We start from the raw sequence: 25,031 nt of genomic DNA, 5'->3' as shown, positions 1-25,031 counted from the left end.
AAGATGACAACAGAAAGAAGATACGATATCGATTGGCTTAGAGTCATTGCCATAGGTTTATTACTAATTTACCATATAGCCATTATATTTCAACCTTGGGCATTGTTTATAGGGTTTATAAGAAGTGAAGACGCTTTAGAAGGACTTTGGAAACCAATGACAATGCTTAATGTTTGGCGGATACCTTTACTGTTTTTTGTATCGGGAATGGGCTTATATTTTGCAATGCAAAAAAGAAATTGGAAGCAATTATTAATAGAGCGCTCAAAGCGAATTCTATTACCCTTTGTGTTCGGGATTTTGGCGATCACGCCTTTACATTTTTTAGTTTTTCAGAGCTACTATAATTTGCCACTGAGTTATTTTCCACACATGGGACATTTATGGTTTTTAGGAAACATTTTTGTCTATTTAGTAGTGTTGTTACCTGTTTTTTTCTATTTGAAGAAAAATGAAAATGGAAAAATCAGGAAAGCAATATCAAAAGTTATGACCTATGCTTTAGGACCATTATCTATATCAGCATTTTTTATGTTAGAAATAGGTGTTGTAAAACCACAGCTATTTGAAATGTACGCTAAAACTTGGCATGGATTTTTTATAGGCTTTCTTGCATTCTTTTTTGGTTTTCTTTTTGTGTATAGTGGTAAAGCATTCTGGCAAACCGTTTCAAAGTGGAAATGGTTGTATGTCGCTTTGGCAACCATCCTCTTCGTGATTCGTTTCACAGGGTTTGAGTCCATATCAAATATGTATATCACCACCATAGAATCAAATGCTTGGATATTAGGTTTATTCGGAATAGGCTACAGTTACCTTAATAAACCAAGTGCATTGCTAAACTATTTGAGTGCAGCTGTATATCCTGTTTATATCATTCACATGTTTGTTTTATATGCAGGTGCATTACTGATTTTGCCTTTAGACCTTCATCCTATGTTAAAGTTTATAGGAATCACTCTATTTACGTTTATCGTCTGTTTTCTTATCTACGAATTCATCCTTAAAAGAATCGCAATCTTAAGACCTTTATTCGGGTTGAAATGGAAATTTAAAAGTGTCGTACAGAAAAAATTAAAAAGTATTTAGAGTCATATTCAACACTAGGTGTTTTAAGTTGATAAACAATAAAGCCATGATAAAATTATTTAGAAAAAATAGACGAAAAATGCTAACTGAAAATAAGTTCGCCAACTATTTTGCTTATGTAGCTGGTGAAATTATTCTAGTTATTGTTGGAATCCTTATAGCCTTGGCAATTAATGAACACTCAAATAACGAGAAGAAATTAGAGTTGAGGAATTCATATATTATTCAGTTATATGATGAAGCAGATCGCAACCTAAAAAAGTTGACTCTTCTTGATGATGAGGCAGCTACAATACTAAAAGAACTAGATTCAGTATTTAAAATGTTATTGAATAAAGATTATGATAATCCAAAATTATCATCAAAATCATTTTTTCTAATTATTTCTAAAAAGTTTTACCCAGAAATGATAACCTATGAAAATTTAAAATTCTCTGGTGATTTAAAATTATTCAACGATTTAAACTTACGTAACGCCATATCTGAATCCTATGAAACATTCAATCCTATAGAAAAACTTGAAGCTTCAGAACAACAAACAATCGAAGCTTATTATGAGAATTTTTTGATGCCAAAAGTTAAATTCAGGGATATGGGCATTTCTTCAGACACTTACGGAGAAGACATTTATTTTGAGAATATGGTTTTAACTAGAATCACAACAATAGCGCAAAATAGAGAGGCTTACATCAATTCGATTGCATCATTGCAAAAATTGAAAAATACGTTTACTGAATTAATAAATACAAATTAAAAAATGAAGACTAAAAAAAACAGTTCAAAAAAGAAATCTCATCCCTTTTGGCAATTTTTCTGACTTATTTTTCTTGTCGTTTCGCTTTGGTATGCTTGGTACTCATTTTATGCACCTTCAAATGATATTACTTGGAAAGATAACCTTGAATCTGCTCAAAAACTCGCATACACTTCTGAAAAAAAAATTATGGTATTCTTTACAGGAAAATGGTGTTCTCCTTGCAGAATTATGAAGCGTGAAGTTTTTGCTGATCATGAGGTTAAGAAAGCTATGGATGCTAAAGTCGTATCAATAGAAATTGATATTGATGACCCGAATGCGGAAGCACTAGTAAAACAATATAATATTGGCGCTACACCAACAACAATTTTCATTAATCCTGAGGGAAAGGTAATTGATTACGCTGTTGGAAAAGTTGGGAAAATAAAATTCCTTGAAATGCTTTTTAACTTATAATTAAAATAGAAATCATCAATCAAAACAATCAAAACAATCAAAAAACGAACAGTAATAACATCAATTAAAATGAAAACAATCAAAAAACAAATCTTATCAAAAATGGCTTGTGTGGCCTTTGCATTAATATCTAGTATAACATACGCTCAGAACACAAATCCAGAAACAACAACACAAAGAGATGGTTTCATCTTCGAATTCGTAGTAGGTGGAGGTATTATAAGTCTAGAAGATAATGCAGGTAATCAAACGTTCGATAAATCTCAAGGAGCATTCGTTTTTCCAGATTTAAAATTTGGTTACATGCTTAATAAAAGACTCGCCATTACGGCCTCTTTACCAGGAAACATATACGAATTTCAGGATAATGATAGAAACTTTGGAGGTTTTATTCCATCGCTACAATATTGGGTAAAAGACCGTTGGTGGATTCATGGAGGAATTGGTTTAGCCATAGATTCGCCAGCACTATATGATATTAAAGATAATGTAAATGACGATTGGAATTTTGGTTGCGCTGTTATGGCAAGTACAGGTTACGAATTTTACAAAAAGAAAAACTTTGCGCTTAATGTTCAGTCTAAATTAGTGCTGGGTCGTGCTTTTTTAGATGGAGATACACATAGAGATGCAGTAATCTTTAATATAGGATTAGGATTTAGTTGGTTATAAGCTTTCACTCGAATTATGCAATAGAAAGTCATATGTAAACTTTAGCATTTACAGTATTTCTATGCTGAATTGGATTTTGTATTGCATAATTCGGGTTTGATATTAATTATTAATAAAAATGAAAACACTAAGAATTTATCTATTCCCATATATTCTATTTTAGCACTTATTTGAAAAAATGAAACGATTAACCAAATTTATAGAAAAGAATATTTCAGGAAAAAAAGTTTTAGGACTTTTTATCTTGACAAATGTTGTTTACACCTTTATGCTGACTGTTACAATTCCCAAAACTATGGAATTCTCTAACGGAATGGAATTACTGGATATGATGCCTACAGGATATGATTTGGATTATGTAAGTGAATTATTCAGTTTGCTTGGAGAAAATGGACGTTTGACTTATCTAAACAACCAAATACCTGTGGATATGATTTACCCACTACTATTCGGACTTTCTTACTGTTTGCTTTTGGGATATTTCTTAAAAAAATTGAACAAATTAAATTCCCCTTATATCTTCCTCAGTCTATTACCTATAATTGCAGGGATTGCGGATTATTTGGAGAATTTTGGAATTATTACAATGCTTAAAAATTATCCCGAATTGAAAGAGACTACAGTTTATGCAACTAATATATTTTCGGTTATAAAAAGCATTTCAACAAGTGTATTTTTTATTGTATTGATAGTAGTGTTAATAGCACTTGGAATTAAAGTATTAAACAGAAAAACAAGTACTAACAATGTATAAAAACAATTGCTTGGTCTGTACCTACTCGGAATATCCTACGGATTTTTCTTTTGTTAAATAGGTTACTTAACCACGCAACTATTCTTATACGAACCGTTATCAAACATATAAAACAAATGCTATAAAACAATTAACAACAGCTTTTTCTTTCATTTTATTTTTGGAATACAAACCCTATTTGCGCAACAAAAAACTGCAATTGATTTTAGGTTCAATCTCCATATTTCTTAAAAATAGATTTGATTTTGAATGGAATCTCGAAGAACAGATAAATCGAACAGAGGAATTTGAAAAAAACATTCAAGCAAAATTGTAACAATTGCCCTTGTAAATCTTCTTAATTAAATAATCAAGAAGTAAATATGAAAAAAGTAATTATATCAAGTCTAATCATATTGTTTTTTATAAATATTAATTACACTTTCGCTCAAACTGAAAATAATAGAATTGAAAATTCTTTAGACTATTTTAATCAGAGAAATGAGGCTTTAAGCTTAGTTAAAAGTAAAAAATGGAAGGAAGCTATTCCAATTTTAGAAAACTTGACCAAGCAATATCAAAACGATCCAGATCTCTTTTATGTCTCAGGGATTGCTTACTATGAGTTAAAGCAATATCAAAATGCAATTACATCACTCAAGCAAGTACTTAAACTAGGAGGAACAAATTTGAGAGGAATTCCAACAGGTTCTTCACCTTCCAATGATTTGATGATTAAAATTGCTAAAGCCTATGCAAAACTTAATCATAAGGAAAATGCAATGCTATGGTTACAAAAAGGCTTTGCTGCGAGGTACGACGAAAAACCGTTTTTAAAAGAGGATGATGCTTTTGAGAATTTTAATAAAGATGAAGATTTTTTAGCACTTTTTGGAGATGCTAGTCAGAAAGATATTTCAAGAGAGGAAGCTTGGATTAAGGATGTTTCGTATTTAGAAAAACGAATTACTGAGCTTCACTATAGCCCTTATCATCTTGTTTCCAAAATAGAACTAGCAAAAGCATTTCAAAAATTAAAAACAAATATAGCCACGCTAAGCGATAAACAGATTGTTGTAGCGCTATTGAAAGTTGTTGGTAGTTTAGGTAATGGACATAATTTAATTATTCCTACTTCACCTACTAAAGGGGCATTAAAAAAGCTTCCTGTTCAGTTTTATCAGTTTAATGATGGTTTATTTATTGTCGATGCTGAAGAAGACTTCGAGCAATGGATTGGTTATAAAGTAGATTTGATTGGTAATACACCAGCTGCTGAAGTTATTCAAAAAACAAATGCTGTTAACGCTAGGGATAATGATATGCAAACACTTTGGTTAGGGCCTTATTACGCAGGATTACCAGATGTATTGGAAGGCATAGGGATTATTGAAGATGCAAACAAGGTAACTCTCACTTTAAGTGACTTAAAAGGGAATACCAAAAAAGTAATCTTGAATCCAGTTGACTGGAACTTTGCTGGCTTTCCACTACTGCCTAAGCTAAAAAAAGAAAATCAGCCTTTATTTTTATCGAAAACAGAAGATTTTTATTGGTCGAAAGTATTGCCCGAACAAAATGCAATGTTTGTACAATTTAACTTAGTTCAGCAAAAAGGAGATCTGAGTTTTATGGATTTCAACATAAAGCTTCGAGAAAACATCAAGACAAATAATTCCCAGAACTTAATTTTAGACTTGCGTTTTAATAGTGGTGGAAATGGGGCAATCTTACCTCCAATTATAAAAACATTAATGATGTTTGAAAGCCTGCGACCAGAAAGAAAAATTTTTGTTTTAATGGGTAGAGGAACATTTTCTGCCGCTCAAAACTTGCTAACAGAAATAACAAAATATACGAATCCAATTCTTGTAGGTGAACAAAGCGGATCTAAGCCAAATCATATAGGAGAAGCGGGTTGGTTTAAATTACCTTATTCAGGGTTAATGGGGCTTATTTCAACTCAGTTTCATCAAACATCAAAAGCAGAAGATTTTCGCCATTGGATTGCTCCTCATATTCCAGTAAGCGTGTCATCCACAGATTATTTTAATGGAAATGACAAAGCTTTAAATATCATAATAGACATAATAAATTCTGATAAAAACTAGATATAATAATTGTTACCAAACATATAAAACAGACTAAATAATAAAATCCTATGTAGTATTTCAAAAGATTTAATTACGTTTTTCATTGGTTTCATAAGAGAAAAAATTATCCATATTATCTTTAAATTTCTCTTTTATATTTTAGTCTAATAAAGGGAACGCAGAACGGAAGTCTATTAGCACCTCTAAAAAAAAATGAAACCTTTAAAAACAGCAGATTGAAGGGGTTTTTTTGTGGAGTCGGAGAGAAGGAGTTCGAACTTTTTGGAGGAGGATGTTGAAGTCATTGTGAATATGAAAAATATAATTTCGCAAAAGCAAAAGGACTATTCAAATGAATGAATAGCCCTTTTTTTTCATAGTAAACTAACCTACGTACTACAAAATTATTTTTTTATAAACTTTTTGGAGTTGCTGCCGTTTTCTGTAAATATTTTTAAAAAGTACATTCCGTTTTGTAAACGACTGACATCTATTTTTTCCAAATTGTTGTTTTTTGTAAGGACTAATTGTCCGTTCATATTAATCACTTCTACTTTGATTAGATTTTGCACTTGATTGATGTATATATTGTCCGTAGTAGGATTCGGATATATTGAAAAATCTAGCACTACGTTATCAATAGTACTCAATGGGTCGTAATCGTGTGAGGTCGTTCCTGATAATCCAGATCCGTTCGAATCGACTACGTTAGGGAATACTGCCGCACCATTATCAATCATGTCAGCCGCCATAAAACTTTTTAAAGGAGTAACCGCAGTAGCCAAGGCTGAATCGTTTGCAAGTATGCTAATTGTTCCAGCTTCGATAGGAGTTGGTTGTAACTCAAGAGTGACCATTGGCGTTGCAATTCCGTTTGCAGGCGCAGAAAGTGAGACAGGACTTCCTAAAGTTTCGGTGATAAGATAACCGTCAATAGTTGCTTGTCCAACCGCGCTTCCATCAAAAAAAGTAGCTCCAGCTCCGTTTCCTAAAGAAGATGTTATAACGGCTGTTACTCCATCGGGTACTATAATAGTGAAACCATAGCTCTGTACTGAGGTTGCAAAGTTGTTAGTACTTGCATTTGGCACAGCTGTAATTGTATAACTAAAACCTCCGTTGTCAACTAAAGAATAGGTATATCCATCTTGTGCTTGCAATTGATTTACTGTAAAGCAAATGATAATTATGGATGCGATTTGTGAAATTAAATTTTTCATAACTTTTATTTTTGTATCGTTTTTTAGTTGTTATTAGGTAGTTGTTCTGTGATTTGATAGGTACTAAAGTTTAAGAAATTCCCTGGATGTGCCAGTACATTTTGTAGAATGAAAGGCGTATCAGGATTGGTCCCTGAGTATTGTGTCTTTCCATCCATGTTGATATCATTACTACTATATCCATTTACTATATGAGTAGGCAAATTCAGGAAGTTTCCAGGATCGTTTAATACTGTTGAAAGAATGTCTGGCGTATCAGGACTGGTTCCTGAGTACTGTACCACAGCATCTCCATTTACATTTCCTGCCCACATTCCGACAACTCCAGCGCGCATACCAAAATCAGTTTGTGCATTGCTTCCATGCGTAATTTGAAGGATAGCATTGCTAAAGTCTACAGTAGTTGTTGTACTATTTAACGCAACGGTATTGGCAGACATAATGCTTAAGTGATTACGATGTTGAATGCTTATATAGTAATTTCCGCTTGCCAAATCAAAAGATAGGGCAGAAGTACCATCAACCGAAACGACATCTCCATCACGTTGTAAGAGTGCAGATTGTCCATCGAGAACCACTGTATTATCACTTGAATTTCGCAATTCAATCCAAACCCAATCTACAATTGCATCATTTCCAGTAGTATCAAACACAGTTGCTTCACACGTAATCATATCTGCATACGGACTTCTTGTTGGAATGATTCCAGCTACACGCAAATCGTCACGCATTAAAGGTTCTTCTCCTATATTCGGATTTATACTTGCGCCTTGTAGATAGACTTTTGGTGAAATAAGGATATTGCAACCATCAGTTTGTCCAGCATCACCAATCGCCCATTGATGCGTATTTATCAATTCTTCTCTAGCGCCACCACCTAGGCAATATTTGCTGTCACCACCATCGAAATTTAAACCTGTTGGTATTGGTCCTTCTCCAGTTTCTTGGGTTGCCCAGCCTATTAATAATGCATCATAGTTTTCTGTAGAGAGTGTTACACTATAGAACATATTATCTGCAAAATCTAAACTTGTGATATCCCAATCACCTATATCTTGATCAAAAGAAGTAGCGCCATAAAACATATAACTCATATTGATTACATTAGACACATCCCAAGAATTAATATCTTGATTAAATGATTCTGCTTCAAAAAACATATAACTCATATTGGTTACATTAGACATATCCCAAGAACTAATATCTTGATCAAAAGAAGTAGCACCATAAAACATATAACTCATATTAGTTACATTAGACACATCCCATGAATTGATATCAGTATTAAATAATTCGGCTTCATTGAACATGTAAGACATGTTATCCACGTTAGATAAATCTGGTACATCTGTTGCGTTTACTATTAAGTTTTTACATTTAGAAAAAGCATAATGCATAGAAGACCACTGTATATTTCCCCATTGGTTCACCTCAAGTATTTTTTCTGGACCAGATGGATCGATAAAAGCCTCAAAATAAATTCTAGGAAAATCACCATAAATTTTCACTTCGTAAACACCTGGTGTAGTATAATCATGAAAGGCGTTACCTGTTAAGCCTTCGTCTATGGTGCCGTCTCCCCAAAGAACCGTATAATTATATACTTCTCCAGAAAATGTTGGTATTAGAATTGTAGAAGTGTTAGTTATTCCGGAAACATCTGTATTCCAAGTTGTTATAAAGGGTTCAGGATTAACACATGTTGGGTCTTGTAGACCATCATCAATAGACCAACTAAAATTTGTTATTAAACGAGCCCTTTCAATTTCTCCATTACAATAACGACTATTTCCTGCATTGAAATTAACGTTACTTGGTATTGGACCTTCTCCTGCTTCTTGAGTAGACCAACCTATTAACAAAGCATCGTAATTTTCTGTTGAAAGTGTTACACCTCCAAACATACTAGAAGCATTATCTAAACTTGTGATATCCCAATTATCTATATTTTGGTTAAAAGAGATTGCATTATTAAACATGTTTATCATATTAGAGACATTTGAGACATCCCAATTGTTAAACGAATCATTTCCTACTAGCGATGTGCATGAATTAAACATGCCCTGTAAGCTGGTTACATTAGACAAATCTGGCGTGTCAGAAGCGGTTACACTTAAATTATTACACTCTGTAAAAGCATTTAGCATAGTAGACCACTGTATATCTCCCCATTGGGTAACTTTTCTTATTTTACTTTTATTTGCTCCAGTAGAACTACTGAAATCTATTCTTGGAAAATCGCCATAAATTTTAATTACGTATGTACCTGGTAAGTCATACTGATGAGAAGCATCCCCCGTTTGATTATATTCTACAGTAGCATCTGCTATATCACTACCATCTCCCCAATCTATTACATAATCATATCCGCTACCAGTTGTTGGTATTTCTATAGTTTGGAATTCACCTGTAAGTTGCCATTCGGTAATAAAAGGCCTTCCTAAACCACAAAAGTCATCTGGACCATCACCAAAAATGTTCCAAAAATGATTAAACAATAAATTTAATCTAGCATTTTCACCATTACAATATGTATAGCCATTGGCAATGAATGAAACGCTATTTGGTATTGAACCTTCTCCTGCTTCTTGTGTTGACCAACCAATTAAGAGTGCATCATAATTATCATAAGTGAGTGCTGTATCTGTAAACATATTATTGGCGGTAACTAAACTTGTAATATCCCAATTACCAACGTTTTGATCAAGATTAGTTGCTGATTCAAACATATTATTCATGTTTGAAACATTAGACATATCCCAATTATTAAACATATCATTTTCTGTTAAAGAAGTACAATCTTTAAACATAGATGACGTATTTGTAACATTAGATAAATTTGGTATGTCAGTAGCTGTAACTTTTAAATTACTGCATTCTAAAAAAGCGCCTGCCATTGAAGACCACTCTATAGCTCCCCATTGTTTAACTTCTCTTATTTTAGTTCGATTTGCAGATGTTGAGCTTCCAAAATGAATTCTTGGGAAGTCTCCATATATTTTCACATCATATTGTCCAGTAGAAGTATACTCATGAGAAACATTACCTGTTTGATTATAACTAAAAGTACCGTCACCCCAATCTACTTGATAATTATAGCCATTTCCACTTGTAGGTATTTCTATAATTCTATTACCATTTGCATTCCATTCGGTAATAAATAATTCTTCTTCAGTAACACCACAAAATGGATCTCGGCCACCATCGCTAATAGCCCAACCGTATGTGCTCATTAATTCGGTTCTTGCAGCTTCTCCATTACAATAGAGACTCTGAGGTGCATCAAAAGCTGAACCTGTAGGTATCTGCGTTTCTCCTGCATCTAAATTTGCCCAACCTATTAATAAATTATCATAATTAGTAGTTGATAAGCTAGTATTACTAAACATTGCAAAAGCATTATTTAATGAGCTGATATCCCAAGCTCCAAGATTCTGATTAAATGACGATGCACTAGCAAACATACCATTAGCACTAACTAAATTTGATGTATTCCAAGTAGTAATATCTCCATTAAACGCATATGCATCTAAAAACATTCCAGTCATGTTAATTACATTAGATACATTCCAGTTATTAAGAGGTTGATTAAATTCTGTGGCGGATAAAAACATTCCTTCCATAGTAGTTACATTAGATACATTCCAGCCATTTAAGGGGTGATTAAATATTGTGGCAGCAAAAACCCCTTCCATATCAGTCACATTAGATACATCCCAGTTACTTATATTTTGATTGAATATACTCGCCTTAGCGAACATATGATTCATATTTGTAACGTTAGATAAATTTGGTGGCGTGACTGGCAAAGATTCTAGGTTACTACATCCATTAAATGCCTCTAACATGGTTTCCCAAACATTATCTCCCCAACTTACGACGCTTTTTAATGTTGGAGCATTTGCATCATTTAGATCTACATCTGAGAATCTGAAATAGGAAATATTTCCATATACTTTTATAGTATACTCTGCTGCAAGAGCGTAAGTGTGGTTAGTATATCCTGTATGTCCTGTTGTAGATGTTCCATCTCCCCAATCTACAGTATATGTTTCACCTGTATATGGCATAAATGGCAACTGAAAATCCTGGTTTGCTGTAGGTGATATAATTAATTCTATTGGACAACTAATATTAGATACTGATACTGATGCCGTACAAGTATCTGTATTACCTACTCCATCAACAGCAGTAATTGTAACATCATCAATATTTACAGTACTACAATCAATAAACATTGGTAAAGACGAGCTTATACTTGTATCTACAGACATTGTTCCTGTTAAATTCTCAAAAGTTGTACTTGTACTTGATGCTGCATATATGTGCATATAGTATTTTACACCTGCACTTAAGGTTGTGGTTGTATTTCCACTTACAACTTGACCTGTAGCAATATCAATTGTTGTATCGGCAATAAGACCATCTCCATTTTCTGTTGGCGGAATATTCCATATACTATACCTAAATTGAGGCACGAATGTTCCTGATCCTTCATCGTTTTTGATAAGGTCAAAATCAAACGTATACGCACCATTAGATGGCACCATGAAGATTGAAGATTGATGGTATAAGTTTGAATGTACAGGACTTGTATTGTCTATATTGATGTAAAATTGATCATACTCTGCTAAAAAATCTAATTGACTAGAATTATCGGTAGAGCCATTGTCAAAATCTGAAGGTGAAATGATATATCCAATATCAGTTGTTGGAAGTTGTGGAAGAGTAATATCTTGACAACTAATAATTGGTACCTCTGTATCTTCTACAGTTATAGTAAATGTACATTCATCTGTATTTCCACTAGCATCTGTAACTGTAAAGGTTTGGATTGTCTCACCAGTTGGGAACAATTCTCCACTACCCAATCCACTTGTTTGAGAAATTTGTAAATCTTGTGTCGTTGTACAATTATCAGTAGCATTAAGCGTAAAATTAACAATAGCACCTGCACTGTTTGGATCTATATCAACAGTAATATCTGTTGGGCAATCTATAAATACTGGTGCTACATTCTCGGTAGCATTTACACTTGGTACACAACTAGTATTTTGCCCATTATCTTCATATGCATATACGCTATTAGTTGCTATAATAGTTCCGGCATCAGAACAATCTAAATCTAACATAACCGAAGAAGACTGATTTACATAGATCAATTCTGAACTGAAAGCTAGTGTTCCTGTGAAAAATAGATCTTCACCATCTTCCAGCACAGTTATGTAATAGGTCTTATCTCGTTGTAAGGTAAAGGTATTATTGTTAGATCCTTGAGCTAGCGATCCATTTGCATTAAAACTTGCAAAGCCTACATAGCCTGGTCTTAACGCAAAATCTCCTGTATTTGGATTAAAACTATCTTCCCAAATAAATAAATTACTCGAATTATTACCAGACAAAGTAAACGAATAACTTCCTGTTGTTGGTGGTATTAACTCAAATAACTGATAATGAAAACCTGTTGGAATATTAAGAATTTGATCTGTAGGGCTATTATTATCTAATACAACCGAAACTTCTGTTCCTGTACCAAAAGCAAGATTAGCAGTTGCTGATAAATCGTTGGTAGCGCTTGCAAGTTCATTTAGTGTTAACTCATATGTACTTGTATTCTCATCGATTATAACAGAAGGTGATTGACAAGTAATTACGGGTGCGTTGTCGACAACCACATTATAACTACAAATACTACTTTCATTTCCGCTAGTATCTACAATACGATATTGTACTGTAAAATCTGAAGTAGGTACTGTACCAAAAGCAGGACCAGCATCTAATCGTTCTATAACCAATTGATTGTTAGTATCATAATTATCACTACTACCAGTAAGACTAGGTTCTTGTAATGTTTCGCCTTCTAGTAACACAACATCTGTTGTTGGGCATCCACCAAGTACAGGTGCTTCTGTATCATTTACAATGACATTGAAGGTACACGATTGTTCTTCTCCGTAATTATTAGTATACGTATAAGTAACTTGTCTTGGTTGACCTATAAAATATGTAAAACCAAAACCAGAGGCTCTATATGAACCTGTGAATGTATCACTAGGGCAGCCATTATCATTAATGGTTATGTTACTCCCATCAAAGTCTGTTGGAAGAATAGTGGCAAAACTCTGGCCAGGATTGTTAGCAACAATATAGTCGCTACATTGAAGGTCTGCATAGTTACCGCTAATAACAGTTATTGTTGCAGTACAACTATCAGTAAGACCGTTAGCACTAATGCTTAAATCAATAAAATTATTACTTCCAAGGTGAGAACAATCAAAATTAATATTTCCGTCATATATAATAAAACCACCTCGAGTAGTAGAACCATTGTTAACCTCTGATGCATTTATACTCGCTTCACCATTAGCATCTAGTATCACTGTAAGATCTCTACAACGAGCTATTGGAGGTTCATCTTTATAATGTATATGAAACTTCAAATCTCTAGGTATCCAAGCATTTGGGACTCTAAAATCAGAAAAAATAAACATATTTCCTTGTGTATATGGGTTCCTATCATCATGTTTTATATCTATATGACTACTAGGACTATCTTTTATGATTCTAATTCCATACTCTGTCCCGGATTCTACTTCTGAAGGGTTATTAAATAAAACATACTGCTCTACTCCTTGACTAGAAGCAGAATGGGTGCCGATGTTTCTTGTTCCGATTGCCAATAACTCACGATTAGTACTAAAAGGGTTTTTGTACATCTCTACTGTTACATCATTTTGTCCTTGTAAAACTTCATGAGTCCAAAAGGAGAATCCTTCAATTTCTCCATCACAAGTTGCTATAAATGAATTTCCCATTATATCGATGACCTCATCACGATCATTGGCACCAGACTGTACAATATCATGTACCGGACCACATTGTGCTTTAACTTGTTGAATTGAAAAAAGAAAAAAAGATAGTAGTAATACTAAAAAAGGAGCTTTTACTTTCATGATTATTTAAATTTTAAATCATGTGCAAGTTAGTTTGGGAGTTCGCTTTATAAAATAAGAGACGGCTCGTAGATACTACGTAGTGGTACGTATATTAGGTTTTAAATGTTGGTTTTAGTGTAGAATAATTGCATGAGAGCAAGTGATGAGCGCAGTCAATATTCTTGAAGAAGTTTTCTCGACTGCGCTAAAAATGACACTTGTTAGTTGTTGGTATTTGGTAATTGTTCTATGATTTGATACGTGCTAAAATTTAAGAAGTTTCCTGGATGCGCAATGACATTTTGTAAGATCACAGGTGAATCTGGATTGGTTCCTGAGTACTGTGTATTTCCATCCATATTAATGTCATATCTTTTATATCCACTTACTGCATAGGTAGGGAAATTTAGAAAGTTTCCAGGATCGTTTAATACTTCCGATAGAATGTCTGGCGTGTCTGGTGTTGTTCCTGAGTATTGTATTAGCGTATCATCGTTTACATTTCCTGTCCACATTCCCATGATTCCAGAAGGCATTCCAAAACTTGTTTGTGCATTGGTTCCAAAAGTTGATGTAGAACCATCTGTAAAGTCTACAGTAGTAGCTGTGGTACTTAAAGCAATTGTATTTGCAGACATAATCCCTAAATGATTACGATGTTGTATGGTTACATAGTAATTTCCAGTTGCAATATCAAAAGATAGGGCAGAAGTACCATCTGTTCCAACTATATCACCATCACGTTGTAGGAGTGCAGATTGTCCATCGAGCACCGCTGTATTATCCGTTGCATCACGCAATTCAACCCAAACCCAATCTACAATAGCATCTGTTCCTGTAGTAGTAAACACGGTTGCTTCACACGAAATCATATCTTCATAAGGACTTCTTGTCGGAATGAATCCTGCGATACGTAAATCATCACGCATAAGATGTTCTTCACCTACATTTGGATTGATTGCAGCTCCTTGTAAGTATACTTTTGGACTTAGTAGAATGTTACCACAGCTAGTGCCTCCATCCGTAATTGTCCATCCATAAGTGTCTATTAGTGTTTGTCTTTGAATTTCAGACAAACAATATTGACTGTTTCCTCCATCAAAAGTGACAGGTGATGGTATACGGATTTCTCCCGGATCTAAAGTAGCCCAGCCTATGAGTGTAGCATCATAATTCTCAGTAGATAGTGTAACTCCTTGAAACATAGCTGCAGCATTTGAAACGTTTGAGTCTAACAAGCTAGACAGATCCCAATCTGCCAACGATTGATCGAAACTAGCAGCACCTGCAAACATGCTTGTAAATTTTATAACCTTTGATACATCCCAATTGTTTAAAGGTTGATTGAAGCTTGATGCACCTTGAAATGTGGAACCAAAGTTGTTCACTCTACTTACATCCCAGTTATTAAATTGTGCATTACCTACTAAGCTATTACAACCAAAAAACATTCTGCCCATATTAGTTACATTGGATAAATCAGGTACATCAGTAGCAACTACATTTAAATTGCTGCATGTACTAAATGCTCTCAACATAGAATCCCATTGGATGCTTCCCCATTGCTCAATGGTTTGTATTTGTGTATTATGATTGGTGTGAAAATAAATTCTTGGAAAATCTCCTAAAATGGAAACCGTATATGTCCCCGTAGTAGCATAGCTATGCGTCGCGTTTCCAGTAACATCTATATCAACTGTACCATCGCCCCAATCTACTAAATAGTTGTAACCTCCACCATCTGTAGGTATGGTTATACTTTCATTATCGGATTCAGTTTTCCAAGTTGTAATGAATCTTCTATTGGTACAATCTGTTGTTTTACCAGCATCGGTAATCGTCCAATTGTACCCATGAATGAGTGCTTGACGTTCATAGTCGCTTGCACAAAACATACTATCGCCACCACTAAAAGTAACTCCTGTTGGTATTTGTGTTTCTCCTGTACTTAACGTTGCCCAAGCAAGCAATGTATTGTCATAATTAACAGTTGCAAGCATTGCATTGGTCAACATATCTTCCATAGAAGTGATGTTAGAAATATTCCAGTCACCTAAGTATTGATCGAAAGAAGTAGCGCCGTAGAACATACGGTCCATAATATTCACATTAGAAACATCCCAAGTGCTTAGATCCGTATTGAATAATAGTGCTTCTTCAAACATACTCGTCATGTTCGTAACATTTGACAAATCTGGAACATCTGTTGCTGTGATATGTATGTTTTCACAACCCGTAAATGCATTTTCCATAGATGACCAAGCATTGGTTCCCCATTGTTGAACGGTTTGTATTTTTAGTCTATCACCTCCATTATTAAAATAAATTCTTGGGAAATTTCCAGTGATTAAAACTTCATGGTTTCCAGCAACAGTATAAGTGTGTGTAGCATCGCCAGTAAGTCCACTTTCAATAGTTCCATCTCCCCAATTTACAGCATAATTGTAGGTTTCTCCAGAGAATGTAGGAATTGTGATTGTTTCGTTATCTGTTGTCGTTTCCCAAGTCGTAATAAATCTGTTAGTACAATTAGCATTCAATCCATCATCTGTGAATGACCAATTAAACGTATCTATAATGTATTGTTTTGCTTCGGCTCCTAAACAATATTCTGAAGAAATACCAAATTGAAGGTTGTTACTCAATGTCAAATCTGCCCAAGCAATTAATAAACGATCGTAGTTATCAACAGACATGGAAGTATTCAATAACATTTCACCAAATGTTTGATTAAGTGACACATCCCAACTGCTCAAGTCTTGATTAAATAGTGTTGCATTGTAGAACATACGATACATGTCAGTTACATTGGAAGTATCCCAGGTACCCAAGGGTTTGTTAAAGGATGAAGCGTCATTAAAGGTTTGATGCATGTTTGTTACATTGGATACATTCCAATTATTTAAATCCGTATTAAAACTTGTAGCTCCGCTGAATGTTCTCTGTAAAGACTGTATGTTTGAAACATTCCACTGACTTAAGTCACCATTGAAATTGGTAGCTTCTCGAAATAGATGATCTAAGTTTGTTAAACTTGTAATATTCCAAGTACTTATATTTCCATTAAAAGCAGATGCGCCCCAAAACATAGACGTCATATCATTTACGTTAGCAACATTCCAGTTATTCAAATCTTGGTTGAATGCTTCTGCAAATCTAAACATGCCTCCCATTATTTCAACCTTACTTACATTCCAATTGTTAAGTCCGCCTATTCCTTCAAATGCAGTAGCACTTGCAAACATGTAGAGCATGTTTATTACTTCTCCAGTATCCCAAGTACTAATATTTCCATTGAAAAGATTTGCTGAATTAAATAAACCAGACATATTAGTTACATTGGCTACGTTCCAATTATTTAGATCTGTGTTGAAATTCGTTGCCGAAGAAAACATATAACTCACATTCTGTATAGTAGACATATCCCAAGTATTGAATGCCGCATTTCCAAGTAAACTTGGGCAATTTGCAAACATACGACTCGTATTTGTCACATTAGATAAATCTGGCGCATCTGTAGCCGTAACATTTAAGTCTAAACAACCAGCAAAAGCATATTCCATACTGCTCCATTGGATAGTACCCCATTGTGTAATTTCTTGAATTTTTTCAGCATTACCAGATTCATCATAATTAAAATAAATTCTAGGGAAGTTTCCTGTAATTGACACTGTGTATGTTCCAGCAATTGCGTAGGTATGTGTTGCATCTCCTGTCATTACTATTTCTAGAGTACCATCTCCCCAATCTATAAGATAATGATAACCAGTGCCTGTGGTAGGAATGGTAATGCTTTCATTATCAGTTGTTGTTTGCCAAGTAGTTATAAATGGTGTAAAATCATTGAAATCCGAACAATTAGATGCTGCTCCAGCATCATTAATAGTCCAGGTATATAAATCTATTAATACTTGTCGCTCTAATACCGCATCACAAAACTGGCTATTCCCTCCCGAAAAATTGATAGTAGTTGGTATATCATCACTATCATCATTAGGGACACCACTTGTGTCTGTAGCCCAACCAATTAATGTAGCATCATAGTTTGCAGTTGATAGTGTCACATCATTAAACATATTCTGCATATTTGTTACACTACTTATATCCCAACTACCAAGATTTTGATCAAAATTAGTAGCTCCTCGAAACATACTACTCATGTTCTGAACTTTTGCTACATTCCAGTTACTGATATCTATATTAAAACTTGAGTTATAGAGAAACATATTCGCCATATTGGATACGTTGCTTACATCCCAATTACTGATATCGCCGTTAAAATTAGAGTCTCTAAACATACCCTGCATTTCCATAATGCTATTTGTATTCCAGTGCAAAATATTTTGTGTTGGAGCTAACGTACCTCTAAACATATTTCTAAAGCTTGTTAGAATTGTATAATCTGGCTCATCTACAGCAGTTACTACTAAATTTTCACATCCATAAAATGCATTTTGAAAAGTCACCCATGGCGTTGGTCCCCATTGCATAACTTCTAAAATATTGAGTCTGCTTCCTCCATTATTAAAACGGATTGATTCTATGTCTCCGGTAGCTGTTATTATATATTCACCAGCAGTTGCATACGTGTGCGATGGAAAATCTCCTCCAACGGATTGAATAGTACCGTCACCCCAATTAATAGTCATGCTACTAAATTCTATAACAGCAAAAGGAGCTATAATAGTTTCATTGTCCGAAGTTGTTTTCCATTTTGTAATGAATTCATTTGGATTAAATCCATCAGAAATGACTAGGTCAATTGCAGTTCCTGGTTGCATAAAGTTTCCAGCATCAGGATTTTGATCAATTACACTTCCTGCAGGAACTGTATTACTATAAGAAGTTGTGATGCTACCTACGGTAAATCCAGCTGTTGTTATTGTTGTTTCTGCATTTGCCTGAAGTTCTCCAACAACTTGTGGGACTTCGATAGCAGGGATGAGTGCAGGATTAATTTGGCCAAACGTATTTGTGCTAGATGAAGGAGCTGAAGTAAAGTTAGCTGAGGGAATTATATTTCCAGAAAGGTCATAGATTTGATCTGCAGCATTGATTAAATAAAAATCTCCAGTACTTGCATTTCTAAATACTAAATGAGGACGGTCATCAATATTTGGTAAGTCGGTTCCGCCCATACCTGAAGCATATCTTCGATTGATATCTATATTTTCATCCACAACTGATATTGCATCAAATATAACCCCAAGGGAGCTTATATTTTCGGCAATTCCATCATCATTTTCATCAATATTGGTAGTTCCAATAGTTCCGCTAAAAGAACTCGATAAAACTATTGTATGGCTTGGTCCAACAAGGTTTGGTACTGTTGCAGTTAGTAAACCATTAGCATCAAAAGTTCCTGAAATAGAATAGCTATTCACAACCAAACCAGTCTGTCCACTCTCTATATCTCCTTCAATAATGGAAATAACTCCGCTAAAAATTTCACCAGCACCACCAAAAATTTCTATAGTTTGTGATGGATCATCTTCATTTGGTAATTCAGGTTGATATTCACTTATTAAAATAGGTAAGGTAGCATTTGAGGTAATTGTTATTGTAGCGTTGCATTGCGCCATATTTCCTGCTAAATCAAGTATAGTAAATGTTACCTCATTATCTCCTAGATTATCATATGTAAATACAAGTTCATTAGGTTCATCATTTAGTAAGTACACACCTATCTGTACATTGTCTGAAGAACCGTTGTCTATTTGACTTGGTGAGACTTGGACAAATTCGCCAGGGTTTAATGCAAATGTTAGGTTTTGACAGATAGCAATAGGATTGATATTGTCTCGAATTAAGGAAACATCATTGCCATCTCCTCCAGTGTAGGTGATAATTCCTCTAAAGTTTCCAAAACTAACACCTGCGCCTTCAGGAAGACTATCAAACATTCCTTGTACAGGATCAGTACCATCATTATCAATCAATATGACTTCTTCGCCAGCTTGAATGTTGAATCCTCCTGTAGGTGCTAGCGTTGCATTATTCAAGATTACTGTACCTTCTACTTCTAGTAGATCTCTATCAGTACCCGTGGTCCCTTGTATAAAAGGAGCGAAGGTAGCTCCTGAAGTCATTTCTAAACTAGAGAAACTGTAGGTAGCACCTGTAGTTCCGCCTCCTGGTGTTATAGTTGCATTATTTTGAATGATGGTATTTCCTCCTGAAAGTAGCGGGCCAGCTCCCGTTATTAATGTATTGGCATCTGAAAATGTAGCGGTGTTTAAAATGTTTATCGCTATATTATCAATGAATACATCACCGGTTACATTTAAAAATCCGAAAGTGAAACTGTTATCAGCATTACTTGATGGGAAATCAGTATCACCGCCATTGATGTTTGTAATAGTTCCCGCAACACCATTATAGGTCACTTGATTTAGGAAATCATTGATTTGTCCGTTAAAATTGATTGTTCCTGCATTGTGATTGATAATGGAAGTTCCTGTTCCACTATCGGAATTAAAATTTGCATTAAAGTTACTTACACCAGATCCGTTTTTGGTGATCAGTGTAAAATCAGGTTCGATAATGAATTTTGGAGCCGTTAATGTGAATTCATCTACAATAATATCTGCCATATACATGGTGGTAGTATTTGTAAGCGAAAGATTCATAAAGGCACTCGCTGTATTGTCAAATGGATTTTGTACGGAAATTGCTAGTGCTGTGTTGTCTTGATTGAGTATGGCGTCACCTGAACCATCTCCTCGTAGAATTAAAAATCCGTTGTTAATAAAACCACTTTGTTGAAAAATTCCGTCACTACTCGCTAGTATTAAATTTGCACCTCTTTCTGTGACTTCAACATTACCATCTAACGTCAGCGTTCCTGGATATGCGGCTAGAATGTTTGCTAAAGGAACTGTAGCTGAGATGATGACTTCACTAAAGCTAAGATTAGCTCCTGCCGAGAAGGTCATTCTAGTTGCATTTAAAGCTACAGAACCGTTGAATTCATGGTTTTCTTCTCCATTATCAATTGCTATTTGATCAGAAGTTGTTAGGTTAGTAGCTCCAGCAATCGTAATTTTTCCACCAGCATCTACAACAGAGAATACATTACTTATCGTGAGACTTCCCGCAGTTGTTTGATCTAAGTTGATGATAGTATTCGTTTCTCCTGTAATTTCGAGCGCACCTTCTATATTAATAAAACCATTTTGTGTAAAATTAGTTATACTGTTAAATTTTAAATCGTTCGTAGTGCCCGTTAGGGTAAGATCGTTTGCAATAGTTATTGCATCATTTCCATTTCCAGATATAAATTCAATTCCATTGGTAATATTTGCTAATGGAATGGTTACGGTTGTTGCATCTGTAAGTGTTGGTCCACCAGTTACTGTTACAGGAGCTGTTAAACCACTAATTGTTAAGGTAGTTCCATCATTTGAAAATGTGATTTGGTCGTCTGATGCGCCACCATTTGCGTCTGTAATATCTAGTTTTCCTTGGAAAAGTCCAACAGTAGTTTCTAAAACAGAAATCGTCATATCATTTCCTCCGTCTCCACCAACATAGCTTATTACACCTGTATAGTTTCCAATTTGTATCGTGCTTCCTTCAGGATAGTTATTAAACGTTCCAATAATGGCATCCGTACCGTCATTATCAATGAGTGTGATAGGTGTATTTCCAAACGTTCCAGAATTCGTCACAGGACTAAAGGTAGCATTTGTAAGTGTTACCGTTCCTTGAACTTCAAGAATATCATAATCATTATCATTTTCGATTGTTGGTGCAAATGTTGCGGAAGAAATAGATACATCGCTTAACAATAGTGAAGCAACATCACCAATACTTCCTGGTGTAATGGTTGCATCGTTTTCTACAATAATTGGAGCGCCTACAAGCGATCCTTTTCCTTTTAGAACAGTCGTAGCGCCACTAAATCGAGCTTCATTCAATATATTGGTAGGCACATTTACAGTGAATATTTCAGCACTATTTATAGTTCCAAAAATTGGCGAAATCCCATCGGTATCTAGCGTAGTAGTTCCATCAAAATTAGTGATGACTCCATTGTTACTGTTATAGTCTAATTCACCTGAAAAATCAGTGATCGGTCCTGAAAAGTTGATAGTACCTTCGTTGTGATTTATAGTAGCTTCTCTGTTTGCACTTCCATTGATTATATTAATACTTCCATTAAAGGTTGTAGTACCTGAGCCAATTTTATTGAAATTGGTATCTTTTGTAAAGATGATATTTGGTGCTATTAAACTCAGTTGATTTGAGGTTAATTCACCTACAGTTACATCATCTACATCGTTGAAAGTGATGAAATCTATAGATTGATTGAATACTGTTTTTAAGATATTGACATCATTGTTGTTTGGTAGAAACGCAATATTACTAGTACCACTATTACTTCCTTGTAAGGTTAATTCATTGGCTGTAATATTTCCTCCAACTTGCGAAATCCCGGATTCTGCTCTTAAATGAATGTTGGAATTTCCAGCTGCTTGAACATTATCTGATAAGAATAAGATTCCTGGCCTGATATCTATTAAGTTAGTTACACTATTTGTATTAGTAGCATTTATCTCTCCAAAAGTAGTATTTGCTCCAGCAGTGAAAATTAATTCATAAGATGTTAAATTTACTTCCCCGACAAAGGTGTGCTTTCCTTGTCCATATTCTATATTAATTCCATCTAGTGCTTGCAATTGTGTGACTCCTGATATAGTTAATGCTAAATCTTGATCAAGAATTTTGTCTACACCATTTATTGTAAAATTATTTGTCGTAATTTCACCTAAGGTTAAGTCAAAACCAAAACCTGATATAGTTAAATTACCTCCAATGTTAATACTCCCTGTTTGTACATAGCCTTTTAGGCCTAATAGCGTAATATCATTATCAACTCCTGTTAATGTTAAATCGTTGGCAAAAGTAATGGAATTGAATCCATTACCGCCAATGAATTCTATTCCATTAGTGATGTTTGCTAGCGGCACAGTTACGGTTGTTAAATCTGTCAATATAGGTCCGCCAGCAACCGTTGGCAATACTAAATTGCTAATGGTTAATGTTGTTCCGTCATTTGATAACGTAATTTGATCGTCAGAATCTGTTTCAATATCAGTAATGGTTAGTTTTCCATTAGATAATTCAACCGATGTTTCATTTGGGTTTTCAAGTACCGTAACCGTAAAATAACAGAATCCTGTATTTCCAAATGCATCCGTAGCAGAAAAGGTGTTTACCGTTGTTCCTAACGGGAAAGTTCCTCCTGAGGGAATACCAAAAAAGTTTATAGTAGGTTCCGATTTTTCTAATATATAATTTCTTGCGGCATTGTTATTTATATCGTTCCAAGTTCCATCAATTCTTAACTGGGTATAATCTTCATTTCCTCCAGAGTTATTTGGTTCACCAGTATTCCAATTTTCGTAGGTAGAAGTTGTATTGGGATTGTGCCATTCAAAAGTACCTTCAGTGGCCACATCATTATATCCAATCATTACCGTTTCTGTAACACCTAAATTTTCTAATGCTCCTCTAAGCATTTCATTCTGTTCGGCATCAATAACACTGGCTACATACCCTCCAAGAGATTCTGCATTTACAAAAGCCTCACTTGGTACTAAAGGGTTTTGTGATACAAAATAACTTTTACCATCGTGAGTACCTAAAAAATCAAAGCCATCGATCCATTCAAAAGTACAATCATCATAAAGAGGCTCATCAAAGTTTACTACTGCGTTAGCGTTCCCTGCAATATCAGCATATACGGTGATATTCTCTGGACACGTTAATATAGGATCATTACCATCAGTAATCATTACTACAGATTGACAAGAACTTGAATTTCCATTTTGATCTGTTAAAAATAATGTCACCGAATTGTAACCAACATCATTACAATCAAAGGTGTTTTTTGAGATTCCAAAAAATGAAATACCAGAATCTGCATCCGTAGAGTTGTTATTGATATTTGCAACTGAGATACTCACGGTTCCGTCTGCTCCCAATGCACGTGTAATATTTCTACAGTTGGCTACTGGCGCTACATTGTCTTCATAATGAATTTGAAATCGTAAATCTCTTGTTGACCACGGACTGCTTTGATCGAAATTATTTACAAACATATTTCCGCCTGCCAATCGATTTCCTGTATGCAAATCAAGATCAATTAGTTGACCTGGTTCATTATTGATGAGTCGCACACCATATACAGTGCCAGCGACTAATGATGGTAAATTTTGAAATTCAAAGTATCGTTCAATCGATCCTTCGCTTTGAAATGAAATATCGGTTGTCACAGAAGACATTAATACACGACTACTACTAAAAGGATTTCTGTATAATTCTATCGTAACAGACGTTTGCCCAATATTACCTGGAACATTATAAGTCCAAAAAGAAACACCTTCTATAACGCCTGAACAGGTAGCTGTAAACGAATTCCCCATTCCTACATTAATATTTGTAGTAGTCGTTAGTTCTAGGTTTCTACTATTCTGTATAATATCACTGGTTCCGTCACATTGTCCTAATGTGTGTTGTAGTCCAAAAAACAGAAAGGATACAATGATTAATATGTTCGTTGTTAGTTTCATTCGATTTTCATTTTTTAAATCGATTGCAAGGTAGGTTTGCTATGATTTTCTTGAAATAAGAGACAACACGTATATACTAAGTAGTGCTACGTATTTTTGGTATAGGTATTGGTATTAGATCGCGCTAAAGCGCTGTTAGTCTTTTTCTTACTGAAGTGGTAGTTTTTTGATTGATTTTATAAAGAAATGAATAAAGAAAAACGCCTACAGTATTAATCTTTTCGAGGAGGATTAATTGTAGACGTTTTAATAAAACTAAACATTCTGTAAATTATGAAACCTTATATCCTAATTATAGAACAACTGCAAGATAGGAGTAGAGTTTTGTTTGTGAAATACGAGATAGCACGTATATTTTTCGTAGTGATACGTATGTTTTGGATCGCTTCGCGTGAATTATATTATTCTGTCATTGACTACGTCGAATCTCTGATTTCCTGCGTAGGCAGGAATCTATTTTAAAAAGCTTATTGAGAATATATCTCTAGCTAATTTTTTG

9 protein-coding genes are annotated in these 25,031 nt (G+C 34.5%); 6 read left to right on the top strand and 3 right to left on the bottom strand.

The annotated features are described in order from the left end of the window. The first annotated feature begins 3 nt into the window (after positions 1 to 3). The 6 genes from ACRBBL_RS24030 to ACRBBL_RS24005 all read left to right on the top strand — a co-directional run bounded on the left by ACRBBL_RS24030 (position 4) and on the right by ACRBBL_RS24005 (position 5,818). A complete protein-coding gene (locus ACRBBL_RS24030; protein WP_431371642.1) occupies positions 4 to 1,089 on the top strand; it encodes an acyltransferase family protein in 1,086 nt (361 codons plus the stop codon). Between the two features lie 46 nt (positions 1,090 to 1,135). Further along, positions 1,136 to 1,843, top strand: coding sequence for a hypothetical protein (locus tag ACRBBL_RS24025; protein WP_431371641.1), 708 nt, complete (start codon positions 1,136 to 1,138; stop codon positions 1,841 to 1,843). Positions 1,844 to 1,909: 66 nt separating this feature from the next. Continuing rightward, positions 1,910 to 2,302, top strand: coding sequence for a thioredoxin family protein (locus tag ACRBBL_RS24020; RefSeq protein WP_431371652.1), 393 nt, complete (start codon positions 1,910 to 1,912; stop codon positions 2,300 to 2,302). A 69-nt stretch (positions 2,303 to 2,371) separates the two neighbouring features. Next, positions 2,372 to 2,974 carry a hypothetical protein gene (locus ACRBBL_RS24015; protein ID WP_431371640.1) on the top strand — a complete coding sequence of 201 codons (603 nt, stop codon included), beginning with the start codon at positions 2,372 to 2,374 and terminating at the stop codon, positions 2,972 to 2,974. A 178-nt stretch (positions 2,975 to 3,152) separates the two neighbouring features. Next, positions 3,153 to 3,728 carry a hypothetical protein gene (locus ACRBBL_RS24010; RefSeq protein ID WP_431371639.1) on the top strand — a complete coding sequence of 192 codons (576 nt, stop codon included), beginning with the start codon at positions 3,153 to 3,155 and terminating at the stop codon, positions 3,726 to 3,728. A gap of 362 nt (positions 3,729 to 4,090) precedes the next feature. Then, complete coding sequence (locus tag ACRBBL_RS24005) at positions 4,091 to 5,818, top strand: tetratricopeptide repeat protein (RefSeq protein ID WP_431371638.1); 1,728 nt, start codon at positions 4,091 to 4,093, stop codon at positions 5,816 to 5,818. Between the two features lie 386 nt (positions 5,819 to 6,204). Here ACRBBL_RS24005 and ACRBBL_RS24000 read toward each other — a convergent pair whose 3' ends face one another. The 3 genes from ACRBBL_RS24000 to ACRBBL_RS23990 all read right to left on the bottom strand — a co-directional run bounded on the left by ACRBBL_RS24000 (position 6,205) and on the right by ACRBBL_RS23990 (position 24,532). Then, positions 6,205 to 7,020: a T9SS type A sorting domain-containing protein gene (locus ACRBBL_RS24000; RefSeq protein WP_431371637.1), complete on the bottom strand. Its 816-nt coding sequence runs from the start codon at positions 7,018 to 7,020 to the stop codon at positions 6,205 to 6,207. 23 nt (positions 7,021 to 7,043) lie between these two features. Then, positions 7,044 to 13,973: a BspA family leucine-rich repeat surface protein gene (locus tag ACRBBL_RS23995; protein ID WP_431371636.1), complete on the bottom strand. Its 6,930-nt coding sequence runs from the start codon at positions 13,971 to 13,973 to the stop codon at positions 7,044 to 7,046. Positions 13,974 to 14,176: 203 nt separating this feature from the next. Beyond that, a complete protein-coding gene (locus ACRBBL_RS23990; RefSeq protein WP_431371635.1) occupies positions 14,177 to 24,532 on the bottom strand; it encodes a BspA family leucine-rich repeat surface protein in 10,356 nt (3,451 codons plus the stop codon). Positions 24,533 to 25,031 lie beyond the last annotated feature (499 nt).

Origin of the sequence: Kordia sp., assembly GCF_050633145.1 — a bacterium.
Taxonomy (GTDB): Bacteria; Bacteroidota; Bacteroidia; order Flavobacteriales; family Flavobacteriaceae; genus Kordia.
This window is presented reverse-complemented; position numbering and strand designations above follow the sequence as displayed.